The sequence below is a fragment of the Micromonospora sp. NPDC048040 genome, assembly GCF_055587185.1.
The window spans coordinates 113,673-136,774 of record NZ_JBVJGT010000011.1 but is presented as its reverse complement, the minus strand read 5'-3'; the positions used below and the strand labels follow the sequence as shown (position 1 = coordinate 136,774).

Annotated in this window: 8 protein-coding genes; 7 read left to right on the top strand and 1 reads right to left on the bottom strand. The window is 75.6% G+C overall.

The window, feature by feature from the left end:
• The first annotated feature begins 141 nt into the window (after positions 1-141).
• Genes ACZ6O2_RS14485 through ACZ6O2_RS14460 form a run of 6 tightly spaced genes read left to right on the top strand, consistent with a single transcriptional unit; the run spans position 142 to position 14,397 of the window.
• Entirely contained in the window at positions 142-3,369 is a 3,228-nt protein-coding gene (locus ACZ6O2_RS14485; protein WP_466023148.1) for a non-ribosomal peptide synthetase, read from the top strand.
• Positions 3,362-5,632: a beta-ketoacyl synthase N-terminal-like domain-containing protein gene (locus tag ACZ6O2_RS14480; protein WP_466023147.1), complete on the top strand. Its 2,271-nt coding sequence runs from the start codon at positions 3,362-3,364 to the stop codon at positions 5,630-5,632. Before ACZ6O2_RS14485 ends, ACZ6O2_RS14480 begins: the two co-directional genes overlap by 8 nt.
• Positions 5,632-5,898 carry a phosphopantetheine-binding protein gene (locus tag ACZ6O2_RS14475; protein ID WP_350704528.1) on the top strand — a complete coding sequence of 89 codons (267 nt, stop codon included), beginning with the start codon at positions 5,632-5,634 and terminating at the stop codon, positions 5,896-5,898. The genes ACZ6O2_RS14480 and ACZ6O2_RS14475 overlap by 1 nt, the downstream gene beginning before the upstream one ends.
• Positions 5,898-9,461: a non-ribosomal peptide synthetase gene (locus ACZ6O2_RS14470; RefSeq protein ID WP_466023146.1), complete on the top strand. Its 3,564-nt coding sequence runs from the start codon at positions 5,898-5,900 to the stop codon at positions 9,459-9,461. Before ACZ6O2_RS14475 ends, ACZ6O2_RS14470 begins: the two co-directional genes overlap by 1 nt.
• A complete protein-coding gene (locus tag ACZ6O2_RS14465) occupies positions 9,461-12,385 on the top strand; it encodes a beta-ketoacyl synthase N-terminal-like domain-containing protein (protein WP_466023145.1) in 2,925 nt (974 codons plus the stop codon). Before ACZ6O2_RS14470 ends, ACZ6O2_RS14465 begins: the two co-directional genes overlap by 1 nt.
• A complete protein-coding gene (locus ACZ6O2_RS14460) occupies positions 12,382-14,397 on the top strand; it encodes an amino acid adenylation domain-containing protein (protein ID WP_466023144.1) in 2,016 nt (671 codons plus the stop codon). The genes ACZ6O2_RS14465 and ACZ6O2_RS14460 overlap by 4 nt, the downstream gene beginning before the upstream one ends.
• Before the next feature lie 90 nt (positions 14,398-14,487).
• On the opposite strand, the gene ACZ6O2_RS14455 is transcribed toward ACZ6O2_RS14460, so the two are convergent.
• Positions 14,488-17,364 carry a condensation domain-containing protein gene (locus tag ACZ6O2_RS14455; protein WP_466023143.1) on the bottom strand — a complete coding sequence of 959 codons (2,877 nt, stop codon included), beginning with the start codon at positions 17,362-17,364 and terminating at the stop codon, positions 14,488-14,490.
• Positions 17,365-17,545: 181 nt separating this feature from the next.
• On the opposite strand from ACZ6O2_RS14455, the gene ACZ6O2_RS14450 reads away from it, so the two are divergent.
• Positions 17,546-23,101 carry an amino acid adenylation domain-containing protein gene (locus ACZ6O2_RS14450; RefSeq protein ID WP_466023142.1) on the top strand — a complete coding sequence of 1,852 codons (5,556 nt, stop codon included), beginning with the start codon at positions 17,546-17,548 and terminating at the stop codon, positions 23,099-23,101.
• Position 23,102: the final 1 nt, after the last annotated feature.

The window sequence follows — 23,102 nt, the reverse complement described above, 5'->3', positions numbered from 1 at the left end:
GACGGTTGACCCGCCGGACCGGGGGCCGAGTCGTGTCCGGCGAAGGCGTGCGGTGTCCGGCACCCGACCGGGAGGTTTTCCCTGGCGGGGCGGGGAAGGTCGCTCTGCCGGGCGGGACGTCCGGCAGACCACGATCGACGCATGGTTCGTACCGGTCTTGCTTCCTTCGCTCAGGAACGGCTCTATTTCCTCAACCAGCTTCAGCCCGGCAATCCGGCGTACGTGGTGGCCTTCGCGGTCCACCTGCAGGGCGCGCTGTGGCCCGAGGCGCTGCGCGGGGCACTGATCCGCGTCGTCGCCCGGCACGACGCGTTGCGCACCACGTTCGCCCTGGTCGACGGTGTGCTCACCCAGCGGGTGTCGGCCACCCCGCACGCGGACGTCGACGTCCAGGCGGGTGGGTGGGCCGACCGGGACACCCAGGAGAGCTTCCTGCACGCCCTCGTGGCCGAACAGGCCCGGCGCCCGTTCCGGCTCGGCGACGGGCCGGTGCTGCGCGCCTTCGTGCGCTCGTGGGGCCCCGACGAGCACACCCTCGCCGTGCTGGTGCACCACATCGCCTGTGACGGCTGGTCGGTGGGCCTGCTGCTGCGCGACCTCGCCGCCGAGTACAACGCCGCGGTGTCCGGCCCGGATGCCGCCACGTACGCCGAACCCGCGGAGTCCTACCTGGCGTACGCGCGGCGGCAACGCGAGTCCTGGGAGCGCGACAGCTCCGGGCTGGACTTCTGGCGCACCGAGCTGCGGGACGTCCCGCAGCTCGCGCTGCCCACCGACTTCCCCCGGCCGAGCGTGCTCAGCGCCCGAGGAGCGGTGCTGCGCCGCCCCGTCGAGCCCGAGCTGGTCGAGCGGCTCACCGCGTGGGCCAGGTCGCGGGGCACGACGCTGTTCGCGGTGACCCTGGCCGCGTACGCCTCGGTGCTGTCGCGGTACGCGCGCCAGGACGAGGTGGTGGTCGGGGTGCCGGTGGCCAACCGGATGGACGAGGCCGAGGAGCGGATCGTCGGCTGCCTGGTCAACACGCTGCCGATCCGGCTCGACGTGTCCGGCCGGCCGGGCTTCGCCGAGCTGGTCGAGCGGGCCCGCCGGGCCAGCATGGCCGCGTTCGCCAACCAGGACGTGCCGTTCGAGCAGATCGTGCGGGCCACCGTGGGGGAGCGGCAGCTCAGCCACGCGCCGCTGTTCCAGACCTCGCTGACGGTGCAGAACTTCCCGTTCGCGTTCCCCGAGTTCGACGGGGTGAAGCTGACCGAGGTCGATGTGGAGGTCGACGTCACCAAGTTCGACCTGGGGCTGACCCTCGACGTGTCCACCGCCGCGCCGTTCCTGCGCGCCGAGTACAGCACTGAGCTGTTCACCCCGGAGACCGTCGCGACGCTGCTCACGCACTACCTGGCCTTCCTGCGGTCGGTCGTCGACGGGCCGGACGCCGAGCCGTCCATGGTGGACGAGGCGGAGCGGCTGCTGCTGACCGCGGGGGTGAACCCGCCGATCCCGGAGGAGCCCGTCGACCACCCGTCGGTGCTGCGCCGGTTCGCCGGGCACGTGGCGAACTCCCCGGACGCCGTGGCGGTGCGCCACCGGGACGTGGAGGTCACCTACGCCGAACTGGACCGCTGGGCCGGGCGGATCGCGGCGGGCCTGGCCGACCGGGGCGTGCGGCGCGGCGACCGGGTCGGGCTGCTGCTGCGCCGTTCGCCCGCGGTCATCGCGGCGATCCTCGGCGTCTGGAAGCTCGGCGGCGTCTACGTGCCACTGGACCCGGAGTATCCGCAGCAGCGCCTCGAGCTGATCACGGCCAGCGCCGCCATGCCGATCATGTTGGTGGAGGCCGGCACCGCGGACGCGGCAGCCGCGTTGGCGCGGGGCCGCGACATCCGGATGGCCGACGCGCACACCCTCGACGGGGCGTCCGTGGTCGCCGAGACGTTCCCCGGGCCGGGCGACCAGGCGTACGTCATCTACACCTCGGGCTCCACCGGCGTGCCCAAGGGCGTCATCGTCGGGCACGGCGGCCTGGACGCGCTGAACAGCCCCACCCCCGCCGGTCTCGACATCACCGCCGACGACGTGTGGCTGGCCGCCAGCTCGTTCTCGTTCGACGCCTCGGTGTGGGAGATGTGGGGGGCGCTGAGCACCGGCGGCCGGCTCGTCATCGCCGACCAGGCCGACCTGGTGGACCGGGAGCGCCTCGCCGCGCTGGTGCGCCGTGAGGCCGTCACCGTGGTGTTCCAGACCCCGGGGGCCCTCTACCGGCTGCTGCCCCCGTACCTGCGGCTGCTGGGCGCGGACGAGGTCTCCAGCATCCGCTACGTCGTCCTCGGCGGCGAGGCGCTGAGCTGGTCGCGGGTCACGTCGCTGGTCGCCGGCGCGCCGGGCATGCGCGCGGTGTTCGTCAACATGTACGGCATCACCGAGGGCACCATCCACGTCACGATCGTCGAGGTGCCCACCGGCGAGCTGGCCCGGGTCACGGAGGGCGACATCGGTGTGCCGCTGCCGTCGGGGCGCTGCTACGTCCTGGACGAGGACCTGCGCCCGACCGGCCTCAACGTGCCCGGCGAGCTGTACTGCGGCGGCGTGCTCGTCGCGCACGGCTACGTGGACAACCCGGAGCTGACCGAGGCGCGCTTCCTGCCCGACCCGTACGGCGGGGGCGTCATGTACAAGACCGGCGACGTCGTCAAGTGGGGCGTCGACGGGAACATGGTGTACCTCGGCCGCAACGACACCCAGGTGCAGCTGCGCGGCTACCGCGTCGAGCTGGCCGAGGTCGAGGCCGCCTTCCTGACCCACCCGGCGGTGCGCTCGTGCGCCGTCGCGGCCGAGAACGACCACCTGGTCGCCTTCGTCGTCGGCGAGGTCGGCCCGGACGCCGAACGCGAGCTGCGCGCCCACGTGCGGGCGATCCTGCCGGCGTACATGGTGCCGTCGCGGATCCTGGCCGTCGCGGCGATCCCGCTCACCGCGCACGGCAAGGTGGACACCGCCCGACTGCTGGCCGACAGCCGCGCCGCGCGCACGGCCGCCGCACCCGCGACGCGACGCGAGCACACCGCCGGCACCGGGTTGGAGGAACGGATCCGGGCCGCCTGGGGCGAGGTGCTCGACCGGGGCGACATCGGGCTGCACGACAACTTCTTCGACCTGGGCGGGCACAGCTTCGCGCTGATCGCGTTGCAGCAGCGGCTGTCCGAGGAGGGCCTGGAGGTCTCCGTGACGGACCTGTTCCGCGCCGGCACGGTCGCCGGCTGCGCCGCGCACCTGCAGCAGGCGGCCCCCGTGGTCGCCGACGCGCACGCGGCGCAGCGCCACCAGGGCCGCGCCCTGCTCGCCGCCCGCCGGGCCGGGGGAGGCAGCCGTGGCTGAGTTCGACGACAGCGCGGCGGTGGCCGTGGTCGGCATGGCCGTCCGCGTCCCGGGCGCCGAACGCGACCTGGACCTGTTCTGGCACCACGTCGTCAACGGCATCGACGCGGTCACCTTTTTCACCCCCGAGCAGCTCGTCGGCTGGGGCGTGCCGAAGGACCTGGTGGAGCGGCCCGACTTCGTGCCCGCCCGGGCGGTGCTGCGCGACGCGGACCGCTTCGACCACCGGCTGTTCAGCTACTCACCGTCCGACAGCACGCTGATGGACCCGCAGCAGCGGATCCTGCTGGAGTGCGCCTGGGCCGCGCTGGAGCACGCCGGCCACCCGCCGGTCGCCGCCGACGGCAACCGCATCGGGGTGTACGTCGGCACCGGCCTGAACGTCTACCTGCTCGACAACGTCTGGCCCGACGAGCGCGCCGTCGAGGCGGCCGGCGGCCTGGGGCTGATCATCGGCAGCGACAAGGACTTCGCCAGCACCCGGATCGCGTACAAACTGAACCTGCAGGGCCCGGCGCTGACGCTGCAGACCGCCTGCTCGACGTCGCTGGTCGCGGTGCACCAGGCGGCGCAGGCCCTGCTGACGTACGACGCCGACCTGGCGCTGGCCGGGGGCGCCACGGTGGCCCCGCCGACGCGACGCGGGCACCTGCACGAGCCCGGCGGGATCTTCTCCGCCGACGGCCGGTGCCGGGCCTTCGACGCCGCGGCCGACGGGACGGTGCCCGGCGACGGCGCGGGCGTGGTGGTGCTCAAGCGACTCGCCGACGCGCTGCGCGACGGCGACACCGTGCACGCGGTGATCCGCGGCTGCGCGGTCAACAACGACGGCGCCCGCAAGGCGGGCTTCACCGCGCCCGGCCCCACCGGCCAGGCCGGCGTGATCTCGGCGGCGCTGAGCGTGGCCGGCGTCGACCCGGACACCATCGGCCTGGTCGAGACCCACGGCACCGGCACCGCGCTCGGCGACCCGATCGAGGTGGCGGCGCTGCGGCAGGTCTTCGACAGCGACCGGCCCGACCGGGCGCCCTGCGCGCTCGGCGCGGCCAAGTCGGTCGTCGGGCACCTGGACACCGCCGCCGGGGTGATCGGCCTGATCAAGACGGTGCTGGCGCTGAAGCACCGCGTGATCCCGCCGATCGCCCACCTCGCCACGCCCAACCCGGCGGTCCGGCTGGACGGCTCGGTGTTCGAGCTGCCGACGGCGGCCCGGCCGTGGGCGCCGATCGACGGCGTACGCCGGGCCGGGGTCAGCGCCTTCGGCATCGGCGGCACCAACGCCCACGTCGTGCTGGAGGAGGCCCCGGCCGCCCGGCCCCGGCCGCGCCGCCACGTCACCGAGCTGGTCCTGGTCTCCGCCAAGACCGCCGCCGCGGCGCAGGACAGCCTGGACCGCGCCGTCGCGTGTGTGGCCGGGACCGCGCCCGGGGAACTGGCCGACCTCGCGTACACGCTGCGGACCGGCCGGGCGGAGCTGCCGTGGCGGGCCGCGTTCCTGACCGGACCGCACGCCTCGCCGCCGACGGTCCGGCAGGTCGTGGCCAAGGCGCGGGCACGTGGTGTGGCGCTGCACCTCACCGGGGCCGGCGAGCTGACCGGCAACCGGCCCAACTACGACGCCGACCCGGTGTACCGCCAGGTCGTCGACGAGGGTGTGGCGCTGCTGCGCGGGCGCGACCTCGACGAGGCCGTCCGGGAGCGCTGCACCCGGCTGCTGGCCTGCGTCGGCCTGGCGCGGTCGCTGCGCAGCCGGGGCGTGGCACCGCGCGCCCTGGCCGGCGTCGGTCTCGGCGCGGTGGCCTGCGCGGTCGTGGCCGGGATCATGTCCGTCGCGGACGCGCTGGCGCTGATCCGCGGCGCCGACGTCGACGGCAGCCGGTTCGGCCCGCCCGACCTGCCCGTCCACACGTCCGGCGGCGAGCCGCTGACCGGGTACGACGACCTCGCGTACTGGCGGGCGCAGGCGGCCGTACCGCCCGCGCCGGCGACGCTGCCCGTCGACCTCGACCAGGTGCTCTGGATCGAGGTCGGCACGAGCGTCACCCCGCACCTGGGCCCGGACCAGCCCGCGCTGCCCGCCGACCGGCACGCCCGGCTGCTGGCGACCGTCGGCGCGCTGTGGCAACTCGGCGTCGTCGACGCCTGGGACCCCGCGCACGACGCCGGCCGGCGCCGCGTGCCCGCCCCCACCTACCCCTTCGCGGCCACCCGGCACTACCTGGACGCCCCCGCGACCCGACTCGACTCAGAGAGGCACCACTGATGCGCGACGTAACCGACCGGACCTGGGTGGCCGAGCTCGAACAGCTGTGGATGGAGGTGCTCGGCGTCGACACCGTCGACGACGAGGACGACTTCTTCGACCTCGGCGGCCACTCGCTCAGCGCGCTGCGGCTGAGCACCCTCATCCGCCAGGAACTCAACCTCGCGGTGATGTTCGGCCACGTGCTGGAGAACCCCCGCTTCGCCGACCTGCGCGACATCGCCGGCCAGGTGCCGCTGGACCGGCCCGTGGCGGAGAGCGTCTGATGGCCGCCCCCGACCTCACCGCCTGGGCGCCGCTCGCCGCGCAGGTGCTCGGCCTCACCCCCGAACACCTCCGGGACGCGGCGGCCACCGAGTCGTTCGTCGGCCTGGGCGGCACCTCGCTGCAGGCCATCGCGCTGGTCTCGCTCGGCCAGCGGGAACTGCGCGCGCACGTGGAGAGCGCCCGGCTGCTGTCGGCGCTGCCGCTGGCGCAGGCACTGGCCGGCGCGGTGGACCACGTGGACACCGCGCCACCGCCGGCCGCCCAGCGGCCCACCGAGCTGGAGCTGCTGCCCGGCCAGCGGTCCATGCTGGCCGCGCACCTGCTCGACCAGGACGCGCCGTACCACCTGATGTTCACCCTCGAGGCGGACGGGCCGCTCGACGCGGCCCGGACCCGCGCGGCGCTGCGCGAGCTGACGACCCGCCACGAGGCGCTGCGCACCCGGTTCGTCCGCGACCCACGCCAGGCCCGGATCGTGCTGCCCGCGCCGTACGAGCCCCGGCTGCTGCACCAGACACTGCCCGGCGACGACCCGGTACGCGCCGTGCACGACCTCTACGGCCGGTCGGCCGCGCAGCTGCTGCGCCCCTTCGAGCAGCCGCCGGTCGTCTTCGTGCTGACCCGTGCCGGGCAGCGGGACCTGCTCACCATGCTGGTGCACCACACGGTCAGCGACGGCTGGAGCATCGGGGTGCTCTGGCGCGAGTTCGCCGAGCTCTACGCCGGCGCCGGTCCGGCGGAACCCGCGCCGTCGCCCGACTGGATCGGTTCGCGGCTCGCCGCGCGGGAGAAGGCCGGGGCGGTGGACGAGGCGCTGGCCCGGATCGCGGCCCGGCTGGACGGCGCGCCGTGGACGGTGGCGCTGCCCACCGACCTGCCGCCGGTCGTCGAGGCCGACGGGCGCGGCGCGCGCCTGCACTTCCACCTCGACGCCGAGGCGGCGCAGGCCGCGACCGAACTGGCCCGGCACTGCCGGGTGACGGTGACGTCGGTGGCCATGGCGGCGTGGGCGCTGGCCGCGTCCCGCCGCGCCGGCCTGACCGACCTGGTGCTCGGGGTGCCGGCGGCGGGCCGGTTCGAGGCGGGCATGGACGCCATCGTGGGCCTGTGCACCCGGGCCGTCCCGGTGCGCTGCGCCGCGCCCGACGACGTCAGCGTGCGCGACCACGTACGCGGCGTGGCCGATGCGATGGCCGAGGCGGCTGCCGACGCCGACGTGCCGTTCGAGCGGGTCGTCTCCGGGCTCGGCGTCACCACCGACCCGGGCCGCAACCCGCTCGCGCAGCTCGGCTTCGCCGCCCACCACGAGCTGGTGCCCGACGAGCTGGTCGAGGGCGGGCGCACCTGGCGGGTGCACGAGGGCCACTGCCACGGCGCGGTGTTCGACGCGCTGCTCTACCTCCAGTCGTGGTCCGAACGACCCCGCTTCGCCCTGGAGTACGCCACGTCGGCGCTCACCGCCGCCGACGCCGGGGAGCTGGCCGAGTCGTTCCAGGCGGCGCTGCGGGAGCTGGCCGCCGACCCGGACGCTGCCCTGCGCGACGTCACGACCCTGTCGACGGGGCAGCACGCCCGGCTGCGGACGCTGGGCGCGGGCGGGCCGCACGACACCGCCGACGACGTGTGGAGCCGGTTCGCGGCGCACGCGGAGGCCACGGGCGAACGGATCGCGCTGGTCGACCCGCACGCCGGGCTCACGCTGACCTACCGCGAGCTGCACGACCACGCGGTCGAGCAGGCGCGGCTGCTGCACGCGCACGGCGTACGCGCCGGCGACGCGGTGATCCTGGAGGTGCCGCGCTCGGCGGCCGAGGCGGTCGCGGTGCTGGGTGTGCTGCGGCTGGGCGCGCACTACGTCGCGGTCGACCAGCACGCCACCGGCGAGTGGCGGGCGCACCTGGCCGCGGCCGTCGCGCCGCGGGCCCGCCTCGGCGCGGCCGGGCCCGGCCCGGAGTGGTCGGGCGCGGCCGACTGCCCACTTGCCCGCCTGGGCGGGTCGGCGCAGCCGGGAGAGGGCCCGGTCGAGGCGCGCGGGGGTGCGCCTGGCTGGGCCGGCTCGGCGACGGCCGACCTCGCGCGGTCCGACGGCGGCCCGGCCGAGGCGGCGCCGGCCGACCCGGCGCGGGCCGCGTACGTCTCCTTCACCTCGGGCTCCACGGGGGTGCCCAAGGGTGTGGTCGTGCCGCACCGGGCCGTGCTGCGGCTGGCCGACGACCCGCGGTTGTTCGCCGACCGGCGGGCGGGCATGCGGATGATGCGGCTGTCCCCGCTGGCGTTCGACGCGTCCACGCTGGAGCTGCTGGTGCCGCTCGCCAACGGCGACACCGTGGTCGTGTTCCCGCCCGGCGAACCGACGCCGAGCGGCCTGGCCGGGTTCCTGCACACCGCCGGGATCACCCACGCCTGGCTCACCTCGGGCGTGTTCCACCTGGTCGCCGACCACCGCCCGGACGCGTTCGCCGGGCTGCGGCAGCTGTTCACCGGCGGCGGCGTGGTCTCCCCGGCGCACGTGCGCCGGGTGCTGCGGGCCTGCCCGGAGCTGCGGCTCACCAACGGCTACGGCCCCACCGAGAACACCACGTTCACCACGACGTACTCGGTCGAGCACGCCGACGCGACGCCCGACCCGCTGCCGATCGGTGCGGCGGTGCAAGGCACCGACCTGTACGTCGTCGACCCGTCGGGGCGCCTCGTGCCGCCGGGCGCGATCGGCGAACTGTGGGCGGCGGGCGGCGGGCTCGCCGACGGCTACCTCAACGACCCCGTGCGCACCGACGCGTCGTTCGTCCGGCACGCGGGCCTGGGGGTGCGCCTGTACCGCACCGGGGACCTGGTGCGCTGGGGCGCGGACGGGCAGCTGCGCTTCCTGGGCCGCAACGACCGCCAGGTGAAGATCGCCGGGCACCGGGTGGAGCTGGTCGACGTCGAGCGCCGGCTGCGCGCGCGGCCCGGGGTGCAGGACGCGGTGGTGTTCACCACCGGCGACCCGGTGACGGGGTCGGGCGTACGCCTGTGCGCCGCGTTGAAGCCCGCGCCCGAGGGCCTTGTCGTGGCCGACGTGCGCCGCGCGGTGGAGGCCGAGCTGGCCCCCTACGCCCGGCCGCAGCAGTGGGTGACCGTGGCCGAGTTCCCGCTCGACCGCAACGGCAAGGTCGACCTCCGTGCCCTGGGCGCGCTGGCCGCGGTGCCGCAGCCCGCCGTTGCCGCGACACCCGCCGTTGCCGCGTTGCCCGCCGCTGCGACGGCGAGCGACGAGGCGACCGCCGCCGCGACGGCCGGACAGCCGGCGCGGGTTCCGGCCCAGCGTTCCGCGTCGCTCGCCGAGTTCGAGGAGCTGGTGACGGGGGCCTGGGTGGAGGCGCTGGGCACCGACGACTTCGACGTCGACGAGGCGTTCTTCGACGTCGGCGGGGAGTCGCTGCGGCTCGCCATCGTGCGCCGGCTGCTCCAGGAGCGGCTGGCCGGCCGGGCCGTCGCGCTGACCGACCTCTACCGCTTCCCGACCGTCCAGACGCTGGCCCGGCATCTGCACGCACAGACCGAAGGAGCAGGCGCATCCTGATGAACGGCGACATCGCGATCGTAGGCATGGCGGGCCGGTTCCCCGGTGCCGCCGACGTCTGGGAGTACTGGTCCAACGTGGCCGCCGGGAAGATCACGATCAGCGAGCTGACCCGCGGCGAACTGCTGGCCGCGGGCGTGCCCGCCGACCGGCTCGACGACCCGGCGTACGTGCCGGCGCGTGGCGTGCTGGCCGACCCGGACCTGTTCGACGCCGCCTTCTTCGGCATCACGCCGAGGGAGGCCGAGACCATGGATCCGCAGCACCGGCTGCTGATGCAGACGGCGTGGGCCACGCTGGAGTCCGCCGGCCTGGCCACCCGCGAGCCCTTCGGCCGGGTCGGCGTGTTCGCCGGGGCCGGGTTCAACTACTACGCGCTGCACCACGTGTTCGCGCAGCCCGGCCTGGTCGAGACCCAGGGGCTGCTGTCGGTGGTGCTGGGCAACGAGAAGGACCACCTGGCCGCGAAGATCGCGTACCGGCTGGACCTGGGCGGCCCCGCGATCACCGTGCAGACCGCCTGCTCGACGTCGCTGGTGGCGGTGCACCTGGCGTGCCAGAGCCTGCGCACCGGCGACTCGGACGTCGCGCTCGCCGGCGGCGCCTGCGTGGCCGTGCCGCAGCAGGCCGGCTACCTCTACGAGACGAAGGGCATCATGTCGCCCGACGGCACGTGCCGGCCCTTCGACGCCACGGCCGCCGGGACCGTCCCCGGCAACGGCGTCGCCATGGTGGCGCTCAAACGCGCCGAGGACGCCCGCCGCGACGGAGACACCGTGTACGCCCTGATCAAGGGCTCGGCGGTGAACAACGACGGCGGCATGAAGGTCGGCTACACCGCGCCCGGCATCGCCGGACAGATCGACGTGCTGACGCGCGCGTACGCCGCCGCCGGCGTCGATCCCGTGACCGTCGGCTACCTCGAGGCGCACGGCACGGCCACCGAGGTCGGCGACGCGATCGAGCTGGCGGCGCTGACCGAGGTGTTCCGGCGCGGCGAGCAGCCGTGCTCGATCGGCTCGGTCAAGGCCAACGTCGGCCACCTCGACGCGGCCGCCGGCGTCACCGGGCTCATCAAGGCCGCGCTGGCGCTGCACTTCCGGCAGATCCCGCCGCTGGCCGGCCTCAAGCAGGCCCGTCCCGAACTGCTCGACGGGTCGACCCCGTTCACGGTGGACAGCGTGGCCCGGCAGTGGGACTCCGCCGGCGGCCCGCGCCGGGCGGCGGTCAGCTCCTTCGGCCTCGGCGGCACCAACGCCCACGTGGTGCTGGAGGAGGCCGACGGATCGGTCGCGCCCGGTCCCGCCGTGCTCGACGGTCGCACCGAGCTGATCGTGCTGTCCGGGCGCAGCCCGGAGGCGGTCCGCGAGGCCGCCGAGCAGCTCGGCGAGCACCTGCGGCAACGCCCCGACCTGGCCGTCGGCGATGTCGCGCTGACGTCGCAGACGTACCGCAGGCACTTCCCGCACCGGCTCGCGGTCGCCGCGCGGGACGTCCCCGCGGCGCTGACCCGGCTGCCCAAGGCGTCGGTCCGCGAGGCGGCGCGCCGGCCCAGCGTGGTGTTCCTGTTCCCGGGTCAGGGCGCCGAGTTCCCCGCCATGTCGCGGGGCCTCTACGACCGCTACCCGTCCTTCCGCGCCGACCTCGACCACGGGGCGGCGCTGCTGGCCCCGGTCCTGGGGCTGGACCTGCGCGACGTGCTGGTCGACGACGACCCGCACGGGATCGTGCACCGCACCGACGTCACCCAGCCCGCGCTGGCGCTGCACGAACTCGCCCTCGGCAGACTGCTGGTGTCGTGGGGCGTCCGCCCGGCGGCGTTGATCGGCCACTCGATCGGCGAGTTCGCCGCCGCGGCGCTGGCCGGCGAGATGGCCGCCGACGACATGCTGCGCCTGGTCGCGACCCGCGGCAGGCTGATGCAGGACGCGCCCGAGGGCGGCATGCTGGCCGTGCTCGCGCCGCCGTCCACCGTCGAGGAGCACCTGGCGGGCCTGGACGGTCTCGACGTGGCCGCGTACAACACCCCCGAGTTCACCGTGCTGGCCGGGCCGGTGGCGCAGCTCGCCGAGTTGCGGGAGCGCCTGGCCACGGCCGAGGTGCACTGCCGGGCGATGCCCGCGCAGCGCGCCTTCCACTCGCGGATGATGGCCGACGCGGCACGACTGCTCGGCGCCGAGGCGGACCGCATCGCCCAGCGACCCCGCACCGTACCGGTCGTCAGCAGCATCGACGGCGTACTGCTCGGCAGGGGGCTGCCCCGTGCCGAGGGCTACTGGGCCGCGCAGTTGCGCAGCCCGGTGCGCTACCACGACGCGCTGCTGACCGCGCTGGACCTGCCCGACCCGGTCCTGGTCGAGGTCGGGCCGGGCACCGCCCTGACCGGCATGGCCCGGCAGACGACGGCGGGCTCGGGCTCTGCGCGGCCGGGGCGGTGGACGCAGGACCGGGGGCGGGTGCCCACGTTCGCGCTGCAACCCCGGCCGAGGGCGCAGGTCGACGCCGGTGACGTGCTCGCCGGACTCGGCGGGCTGTGGGCCGCCGGAGCGGCCGTGGACTGGACCGCGGTGCGGGGTGAGAGCAGCGCACGGCGGGTCGCGCTGCCCACGTACCCGTTCGCCCGCACCCGGCACTGGCTCGACCCCGTACCGGCGGCGCCGGCCACCGACATCGCGGAACCGGAGCAGCCCGCCGTCGGCGCCGGAGAGACCGAGGTGGTGGACGAGATCATGGAGCTGTGGGGCCGGATGCTCGGCACCCCCGACATCGACCCGGACGCGAACTTCTTCGTGCTGGGTGGTGAATCGCTGCTGTTCATCCGCATGATCACCCAGGTGCAGCGCAGGTTCGGGGTGCGTGTCCCGGTCGAGGCGTTCTCCGCCGACCCCACGCCGCGCACGCTGGCCGGGCTGGTGACGGCATGAGCGGCCACGACGATCTGGACCTGGTCGCGGCGGTGGCCGCCGTGCTCTGCCACCGCCTCTCGGCCGCGACGTCGGTCGCCGTGCACGGCCCGCGCGGCGACGTCCTGGTGCGCGTCTCCCCGGACAGCACCCTGACCCAGGTACGCGCGCAGACGCCCGGCCGGCAGCCGGAGCCGCCGTCCGCGGACGTCGTGCTGGCCGAGCCCATGACGGGTGGGCCCGGGGCGTCGGCGGTTCTGGCCGGGGTGCCGGTCAGGTTCACCCGGCACCATGGCGATCCCGCGTACCTGCAGGAGCGCCTGGACACCCTGCACGCCTGGCTCGCCGCCCATCCGGACCGGCCGGTCCGGGACGCCCCGCTGGTCGGCCCGGCGGAGCGCGCGACGCTGCTCGGCTTCAACCCCGCGCCGGTCCCCGCGCCACGTACGCCGGTGCACGAGACGATCTGCTGCCAGGCGGCGCTCACCCCGGACGCCGTCGCGCTGCGCGGCGGCGGACGGGACCGCACCTACCGCGAGTTCCTGGACGAGGCGGCGACGCTGGCCGGGCGGCTGCGCGCCGAGGGCGTGGGACCCGGGTCGGTCGTCGGGCTGTGCACCGAGCGGAGCCCCGAGATGGTGGTCGCGGTGCTCGGCGTCCTGCTGGCCGGCGGGGCGTACCTGCCGCTGGATCCGTCCCACCCCCGCGCCCGGCTGGACCTCATGCTCAGCGCGGCCGACGCCGCGCTGGTGCTGGCCGACGACGCGGGGCGGGCCGCGCTGGGCTCCGGCGGCCAGCCGTCCGTGCCCGTACGGCCGCTGACGGGCGGTGACCTGCCCGCCGCGCCGGTCGACTGGCGCGGCTACCGGGCCCCGGCGGAGGTGGTGCAAGGGCTGTCGTACGTCATCTTCACCTCCGGCTCGACCGGGGCGCCCAAGGGCGTGCAGATGACGCACCTGTCGCTGGCCAACCGGCTGGTGTGGATGCAGGACGAGTACCGCATCGGCCCCGGCGACGTGGTGCTGCAGAAGACGCCGCACACCTTCGACGTGTCGGTGTGGGAGCTGTTGTGGGCGTTCATGACCGGCGCGACACTGGTCACGGCCGAGGCGCAGGCGCACCGCGACCCGCAGGAGATGGTCGACGTCATCGCCCGCGAGTCGGTGACCACGGTGCACTTCGTGCCCTCCATGCTCGCCCTCTTCGTCGAGGAGGCCGGCCTGGGCCGCTGCACCGGGCTGCGCCGGGTCGTCTGCAGCGGGGAGGCGTTGCCGCCGAAGCTGGTCAACAAGCTCACCGCCGTCCTGCCGCAGGTCGAGGTGCACAACCTGTACGGGCCCACCGAGGCCGCCATCGACGTCACCGCCTGGCCGTGCCGCCGGCCCGAACCGGACGACACCGTCCCCATCGGCCGGCCGATCACGAACGTCGCCGCGTACGTCCTCGACGAGCGCGGCGCGCTCGCCCCGCTGGGCCTGCCCGGGGAACTGGTCCTCGGCGGGGACTGCCTGGCCCGGGGGTACGCCGGGCGGCCCGACCTGACCGCGGAGCGGTTCGTCGAGACGGATGTCGCCGGCCGGCCGCAACGGGTGTACCGCACCGGCGACCTGGCCTGGTGGTCGCCGGGCGGGCATCTCCACTACGGCGGGCGCATCGACACCCAGGTGAAGGTCCGCGGGCAGCGGGTGGAACTCGGCGAGATCGAGTCGGTGCTCAACCGGCACGCGCTCGTCGCCAACAGCGTCGTGCTGTTGCGCGACGACCTGGGCGCCGCGGCGACCCTCGTGGCGTACGTGGTGACCGAACGCGACGCCGACCCGCAGCGGGTGGCCGAACGCGCGCTGCGCGCCTTCATGGCGCAGCAGTTGCCCGACTACATGGTGCCCCTGCGGTACGTGGTCCTGCCGGAGCTGCCCGCGACCGCGAACGGCAAGGTCGACCGGCGTGCCCTGCCCGCCCCGCCGGCCCGGGTCCGCCGGCGCGTCGCGACCGCCGACGTCGCCGCCGAACTGTCGAGCGTCGGGCGTCGGTGACCGAGGCCGGGTGGCTCGTCCGTGGCCGTCGGCGTGACCGGTGGGCTGAGTGGCCTCAGCCCACCGGTCGGGCTGTGGTCGTGCCGTCGTTCAACGAGCAGCCGCGCTGCGCGTCGTGTCGTCGAAGGCCGCCTCGACCAGCAGCGCCTCGACGCCGCGCAGCAACCCCTCGGCCCGCAGGGGCGGGAGGTACCGGGTGTCGGCGGTGACGATCAGCTCGACCGCGCCGGGCGCGTCGCGCACCTGGAGGCGGCAGCGCCAGGGGAACTGCGCCAGGTCCGGCAGCCACCGGACGGTGCTTCGGGCCAGCATGGCCCGCACGTCGGCCTCGTCCGGGCCGGCCGTCGAGGGTCGGGCGGGGCGCGACAGGCGGGCGTCGTTGAGGTAGCAGAACGGGGCCAGGAAGGTCCGGTGGTCGTGGCCCAGCTCGGTGACCGCCTGCTCCCACGCCGCCGGGTCGTAGTAGGCGTGCCGGTAGGCGTCCAGGGCCGAGCGTCGCGTACGGGACAGCAGCTCGGCGAAGCCGGGCCGGTCGGCCAGATCCACCCGGCAGAACCCGATCTGGTTCAGGGTGCCGACGGCGCGGTCGTGGTCGGGCTGGAAGCGGTTGTTGGCCATGACGACGATTCCGCAGGCGCCCCGCCCGCTGCCCGCGTCCAGCACGGCGGCGGTCGCCGCCAGCAGGGCGTCGGAGGTGCTGACCCGGTGGCGGGCCGCCACCAGCCCGGTCGCGTGGTGCAGCGCCGGGGACACCAGCGAACCGCGCAGGTGACGGGACTCCGCCGCGGTCGGGTCGGGGTCGGACAGGCTCCCGGTGAGGCCGTCCAACTGCCGGACCCAGTACGCCACGGCCCGCAGCGAGCGCCCTGTCCCGACGCGGCGCTCCCGCTCGGCGAGGTCCAGCGACTGAAGACCGGGCGGCGTGTCCGGCGCGCCGCGCAGCAGGAGCGTCCGCAGGTCACGCAGCACGGTGTCGGCGGCGTGCAGGTCCACGACGGAGTGGCTGAACACCGCGACGATCTGTCGTACCCGGTCGTCGACCGTGACCAGCGCGACGCGCAGCGGCCACTCGGCGACGTGGTCGAAGCGCGGCTCGCGCAGCCGGGCGGTCAGGGCGGCCGCGGCACGCCGGCCGTTCGGGTCGTCGGCCGGTCGGGCCACGGCGTGGACGAGGACCGGCAGCCGGCCCGTCGCCGCCGCCTCCTGGTGCAGCTCGCGGTCCCGGAGGCGGAACCGGGTACGCAGGGACTCGTGCCGGGCGACCAGCGCGCCGACGGCGTCCAGCGCCCGGGGCACGGTGACGTCGGCCCGTGCGGGGACCGTCAGGGTGCGGGGGAGGGCCAGCACCCGGTAGACGGCGGGGGAGTCGAACTCCTCGACGGTGCGCCACATCGCGCGTTGCCCCCAGGTCAGCGGCGCACTCGCGGCGCGTCCGCCCTGGAATGACGCGTACGCCACCTGCTCGGTGCCCGTGACGTCGCCGCCGCGGTCCGGCACGCGGTGCCCGGCCACGACGTCGTCGTCAACGCCGCCGCCGGGGGCGACCGGCCCGGCGGCGGCCGGGAGCCCGGCGCGGGCGGCCGACCACGGCCACGGCACCGCCGCGAAGGCCGCCTCGACCAGCAGTTCCTCCAGCCCGCGCAGGAACGGCTCGACGGCGTCCGTCGGAAGGTGGCGGGTGTCGGCGGTGAGCGTGACGCCGACCCCGGCCGGCTCGTCGACCACGTGGGCCAGCAGGTGCCAGGCCGCCTGCTGGAGGCCGGCGGTCCAGGAGAAGGTGCTGCGCTCCATGGCCGCCCGTAGCTCGCCGGGGGTCACCCGGGGCGCCGGCTCGGCACCGCTGGTGGCCAGCCGGACGTCGTTGAAGTAGTGGTACGGCTGGAACGCCGAGTCGAGGTCGACGCCCTGGGCCTCGAAGGCGTGGCGCAGGGCGGGCGGTGCGTAGTAGGCGTGCCGCAGGCCGTCCAGGGACGCGGCCCAGACCCGGGACACCAGCTCGCCGAAGTCGGGACGCCCGGTCAGGTCCACCACGCAGAAGCCGATCTGGCCGAGGTTGGCCACCGCGTCGGCGTACTCGACGCGGAACCGGTTGTGGGCCATCGGGAACAGGCCGCACAGCTCGCGTCCCGAATCGCGGGCGGCCATCGCCGCGTACCCGGCCAGCAGCACCGCCGACACGCTGACCCGCTGTCGGGCGGCGATCAGCCGGGCGGCGGTGTCGATGGCGGAGGAGACCAGCACGCCCCGGCGCAGCGGAGGATCGAGCCCCGGCCCGGTCGGGGTCAGCGGCCGGCGGGGCAGGCGCTGGAACTGCCACAGCCAGTACGCCACGGCCCGCTCCGAGCGGCGCCGGTCGGCCCCGTGCTGGTGGCGGGCCACCTCCGCCGACTGGGGGCCGGGCGGCGTGGGCAGGGGGCCCCGGAGCAGGATCAGCCGCAGGTCGCGCAGCACCACCTCGGCGGCGTGCGCGTCCACGGTGGTGTGGCTGAACACCACCACGATCTGCCGTACCCGGTCGTCGACCGTGACCAGCGCGACCCGCAGCGGCCACTCCTCGGCGTGGTCGAACGCGACGTCGCCGAGGCGGCCGGCGGCCTCCCGGGCGGCCCCGGACCCGTCGTCGGCGCCGGCGCACACCAGCAGCGGCAGCACCCCGGCCGCCGCCGTCTCCTGGCGCGGCTCGCCGTCGCTCACCCGCAGCCGGGTGCGCAGCGCGGAGTGCCGGCCGACCAGCTCACCGACCGCGCGGGCCGCGGCGGCCACGTCCGCGCCGGCCCGCGCGGACACCGCCACTGTGCGCCGCAGGTTGAGGAAGCGGTGGTTGGATCCGAACCGGGTGAGCGCCCGCCACAGCACCTGCTGGGCCCAGGTCAGCGGCGCCGTTCCGGCCCCGGCGCCGGCGAACTCGACGTGCACGAGGGCATCCGACGCCCACTCGGCGGGCACGACCATGTCGGTGAATCGCATTCCCGACCGTACGACGGTCCCGTCCGGTTCCGGATCGCTCGATCATCTTGTCCATCGTGGACCGATCAGCCTCCGGATCGCTCGATCATGGTGTCCACCGTGGACCGATCAGCCGATCCACCCGGTTGGTTGCGGCGTGCAAACTACTGGCTCCCGTCCGTCACCGCAGCAGAGGGTACCCGTGACCAACGTTGACGTACCGTCGCGGAGCCCTGCCCTCGCGCCGGCCGCCACCCGTCCCCCCGCCGACCCCCGCCTGTCGTTCGGCCAGGAGCGGATCTGGTTCACCGAACAGCTCACCCCCGGCACCGCCGCGTACGTCGTCCACTCGACCACCCGGCTGCGCGGGCCGCTGGACGTCGACCTCCTGCGCGCCGCCCTCGACGCCACCGCCGGCCGGCACGACAGCCTGCGCATGCGGTTCGTCGAGAACGCCGACGGCGAGCCCGTCGTGCACGTGCTCCCGCAGGTGCGGGTGCCGGTGACCGTCACCGCCGCACCGTCGGAGGCCGCCGCCCGCGCGCTGGTGGCCGCCTCCGTCGCCACCCCCTTCGATCTCGGCCACGCCCCGCTGCTGCGGGCCCTCGTCGTCCGGCTCGGCGACGAGGAGCACCTCGTGCACCTCGCGATGCACCACATCGTCAGCGACGGCTGGTCACTGGACCTGCTCCTCGGCGAGCTCGCCGCCACCTACGCCGCGCTGCGCGACGGTGGCGTCCCACCCCCGGCCCCGGCCGTCGACTACGTCGACTACGCCGCCTGGCAGCGGGACCGGCTCGACGGGCCGGCCACCGGCGACGGCTTCGCGTACTGGACCCGCGCGCTGGCCGGGGTGCCTGCGCTGGAGCTGCCCACCGACCGGCCCCGGCCGGCCGTGCAGTCGTACGCCGGCGCCACGTACCGCTTCGCCCTCGACGCCGACCTCACCGACGGCCTGCGCCGGCTCAGCCGCGCCCACCGGGCCACCCTCTACATGACCCTGCTCACCGGTCTGCAGGCCGCGCTGTTCCGGTACAGCGGCCAGCGGGACTTCGCCGTCGGCACCCCGGTCGCCGGCCGGGTGGTGCCGGAGCTGGAGAACCTCGTCGGTCTCTTCGTCAACACCCTCGCCCTGCGCGCCGACCTCTCCCCGGTCGCCGCGACCGCCGACGCCCCGGCCGCCGAGCCCAGCTTCGCGGCCCTGCTGCGGCGCACCCGCACCACCGTGGTCCGGGCCCTGGCCCACCAGGAGATCCCGTTCGAACGGCTGGTCAAGGAGCTCAACGTCGCCCGCGACGTCAGCCGCGCCCCGGTGTTCCAGGTGTTGTTCACCCTCCAGAACTACGCCCACGGCGGCGACCGCTGGCCCGCCGGCCTGCACGCCGAGGGCGTCGGCACCGACGCCGCCACCGCCCGCTTCGACCTCTCGCTCTACGTGGGCGAGACCGCCGACGGCCTGCGCTGCATGGTCGTCCACAACACCGACCTGTTCGACACCGCCACCGTACGCCGGCTGGCCGGCAGCTTCGAGACGCTGTTGCGCGCCGCGGTCGCCCGCCCGGACCTGCCCGTCGTCGACCTGGACCTGATCGGTCCCGCCGAGCGGGACCGGGTGCTCGCCCTCGCCCGACCCGAGCGTGGCGACGCCGGCGCGGACCGGGCACGCCATGACCACCGCGCCGACCACCCGGCCGCCGGCGACGGCGTCACCGGCCCGGCGGACACCCTGGCCGACCTCGTCACCCCCTTCGTCACCGCCACGCCCGACGCGCCGGCCGTGGTCTGCGGGCCGGACACGCTCACCTACCGGGAGCTGGACCGACGGGCGAACCGGCTGGCGCACGTGCTGCGCGCCCGCGGTGTCGGCCCGGAGCGGCTGGTCGGGGTCCTGCTGGAGCAGTCCGTCGACCTGGCCGCGACGCTGCTCGGGGTGCTCCGCGCCGGCGGCGCGTACCTGCCGCTGGACCCGGAACAGCCCGCCGCCCGGCTGGCCCTGATGCTCGCCGACGCCCGCCCGACGGTGGTGCTCACCAGCGCGGACCTGCGGGACCTGCTGCCCGCCGACGCCCCGGCCGCCTGCCTCGACGAGATCGCCGTCGAGGCCGCCGCCGCGCCCGACAGCGCACCGGAGACCGGGGCGACCGGCGGAAACCTCGCGTACGTCATCTACACCTCCGGCTCCACAGGCACGCCGAAGGGCGTCGCCGTGGGGCACCGGCAGGCGCTGCGCTACCTCGACGGGGTGGCCGACCGGTTCGCGGTCGTCCCGGCCGCCCGGTACGGGCTGCTCCAGTCGATGTCGTTCGACTTCAGCGTCACCCTCTTCTACCTGGCGCTGGCCACCGGCGGCGCGGTGCACCTGCTGCCCCGCCGCGGCACCGGCGCCGAACTGGCCGAGCGGCTGCGCGACGGGCACATCGACTACCTCAAGATCACCCCGTCGCACCTGGCGGCGCTCACCGCCGACGCCGAGCCGGCCGAGCTGCTGCCCGCCCGCGCGCTGATCCTCGGCGGCGAGGCGTCCGACCTGGAGCGCGTCGGCCCGCTCGCCGACGCCGGCCCGGCCCGGGTCTTCAACCACTACGGCCCCACCGAGGCCACCGTCGGCGTGGCCACCTACGAGGTGGAAGCCGACAGCCCGCGCACCGGCCCCGTGCCGATCGGTCGGCCCCTGCCGCACGCCCGCGTGTACGTGCTCGACGAGCGGATGCGCCCGGTGCCGGTCGGGGTGGCCGGCGAGCTGTACCTCGGCGGCGACCGGCTCGCGCGCGGCTACCTGAACCGACCCGGCCTCACCGCCGAGCGGTTCGTGCCCGACCCGTACGGACCCCCGGGCGCCCGCCTCTACCGCACCGGCGACCTGGGCCGCTGGAACGCCGACGGGCAACTGGTCTTTCTCGGCCGCCGCGACCACCAGGTGAAGATCCGCGGCTACCGGGTCGAGCTGGGGGAGATCGAAGCCACCCTGCGGAACTGCCCCGGCGTACGGCAGGCAGCGGTGCTGCTGCGCGACGACCGGCTGGTGGCCTATCTGGAGCCGACGCCCGGCACGGACGGGCCGGACCCCGCGCGTCTGCGCCGCCGTCTCGCCGACCGGCTGCCCGAGCACATGGTGCCGACCCGCTGGACGGTCCTGGACCGGCTGCCGCTGCAGGAGCACGGCAAGGTCGACCGGCGGGCCCTGCCCGAGCCGACCGACGCGCCGCCGGACGGCGAGCGGGTGACGCCGGTCGGGCCGGTGGAGACGCTGGTGGCCGGCATCTGGCGGGCCGTGCTGGGGGTGGCCGAGGTCGGCGCCACCGACGACTTCTTCGACCTGGGCGGGCACTCGCTGCTGGCCACCCAGGTGGTGGCCCGGCTGCGCCGGGAGCTGCCCGTCGTCGTGGGCGAAGCGCCGGCGGTCAGCGTGATGGACCTCTTCCGCCACCGCACTGTACGCGAGCTGGCCGCCCTCGTCGCCGGGGCCGGCGCCGGCCCCGCCGGGCTGCTGCACGAACTGACCCCGCCGGTGCCGTCCGCCGACCGGGTCGCCACCCTGGTCTGCGTCCCGTACGGCGGCGGCAGCGCCGTGGTGTACCAACCGCTGGCCGACGCGCTGCCGGCCGGGTACCGGCTGCTGTCGGTGGCCGTGCCCGGGCACGACATCGGCCTCGCCGACGAGCCCGCGCCCGTCGCCGACGTCGCCGCCGACGTCGTCGCGGAGATCCTGGCCCGGGTGGAGGGCCCACTGATCCTCTACGGACACTGCGGCCCCGGCGGCGCGCTGGCCGTGGAGGTCGCCCGCCGGCTGGAGGCCGCCGGCCGGGACCTGCTGGCGGTGTACCTCGGCGCGGTCTTCCCGTTCGCCCGGCCGGCCGGCGGGCCGCTCGGTCCGCTGCTGCGGCTGCGGCTGGCCGAACGCCTGCGCAGCGACCGGATCTACCGCACCTGGCTGCAGGCGCAGGGCACCGCCGTCGGGTCGCTCGCGCCCGACGAGGTCCGGTTCCTGATCCGGGCGATGCGCCACGACGCCGAGGTCTCCGAGGACTACTTCACCGACGTGATGCGCCAGCGGGTCACCCCGCTGCGCGCGCCCGTCATCTCGGTGGTCGGCGAACGCGACCGCAGCACCGACTACCACGAGGAGCGGTACCGGGAGTGGCACCTCCTCACCGACCGCACCGCGCTGGTGGTGGTCGACGAGGGCGGGCACTACTTCCTCAAGTACCGGGCAACCGAGCTGGCGGAGATCGTCACCGACGTGCACCGGCGCCTCGACGGGCCGCCACCCGCGCCGGCCGAACCGGACGCCGCTCGGCCCGCCTGGCAGCTCGCCGCCGTCTCCCACCGGCCCGCCGGCCCCCCACCACCGGGCGCCGACACCCCGGCGGACGCCGCGCCGCCGCCCAGCATGCGCCGCTTCGGCCTGGTCGCCGCCGGCCAGATCGTCTCCGGCCTGGGCACCGCGCTGACCACCTTCGCGGTCCCGCTGTGGATCTACACCGAGACCGGGTCGCTCGCCCGGTTCGCCCTCTTCGCCGTGCTGGGCCTGCTGCCCGGCCTGCTCGTCGCCCCGCTGGCCGGGGCACTGGTCGACCGGACCAGCCGGCGACGCGTCCTGCTGCTGGCCAACGTCGCCGCCGGGGGCGCGAACGCGGTGCTGGCCGGGCTCGTGCTGGTCGACCGGGCCGAGGTGTGGCACTTCTATCCGCTGACGGCATGGCTGTCGGTGGCGCTGGCGTTCCAGCGCCTCGCGTTCGTCTCGGCGCTGCCGCAGCTGGTGCCCAAGCGCTACCTCGGCCACGCCAACGGCCTCACCCAGACCGCCGTCGGCCTTACCCAGTTCACCGTGCCGCTGCTCGCCGTGGCCCTGCTGCAGGCCGTCGGGCTGCGGGGCATCCTGCTCATCGACGTGGCGTCGTACCTGTTCGCGATCGGTGTCCTGGCGGTCGTGCGGTTCCCGCGTACCCTGGCGCTGCAACGGCGCGAGGGCATCGGCGCCGAGATCGTCGCCGGCTTCCGGTACTCGCTGCGCCGCCGGGAGTTCCGCGCCATGCTGGCGTTCTTCGCGGCGCTGAACTTCTTCCTGTTCCCGGTGCTTTTCCTGCTCTCCCCGCTCGTGCTCGGCTTCGCCGGCCTGGACGAGGTGGCCCGGGTCGCGCTCGCCGGTGGGGTCGGCGCGGCCGTCGGCGGCCTGGTGATGCTGATCTGGGGCGGCCCCCGCCGACGCCGGATGCGGGCGGTGCTGCTGGGCACCTGCGGCATCGCGGTGGCCGCCGTGCTGACCGGGCTGCGACCGAACCTGCTGCTCATCGGCGCGGGCGCGTTCGGCATCTACCTGGCCCTCGGCATCGTCAACGGCGTCTACCACACGATCATCCAGACCAAGGTGCCGGCGCGCGTCCACGGCCGGGTCTTCGCGCTCAACCAGATGGTCGCGCAGTCCACCCTGCCGCTGGGCTGGGGCGTCGTCGCCCCGTTCGCCGCCCGGGTCGCCGAGCCGATGCTGCTGCCCGACGGCGCGCTCGCCGCCACGGTCGGCGCGGTGATCGGCGTCGGTCCGGGCCGCGGCCACGGCCTGCTGTACGTGCTGTTCGGGGTGTGCATCGCGGCGACGGCGCTGGTGTCGCTGCTCACGCCGACCCTCGCCCGGTTCGACGACGAGGTGCCCGACGCGCCGCCGGACGACCTGGTCGGCATCGAGGAGCGCCGCGCCCGGGTCGCCGGTGTCCGGGAGCGCCGGGAACCCGCCGCCACGACCGGACGGAAGGCCGCCTGAG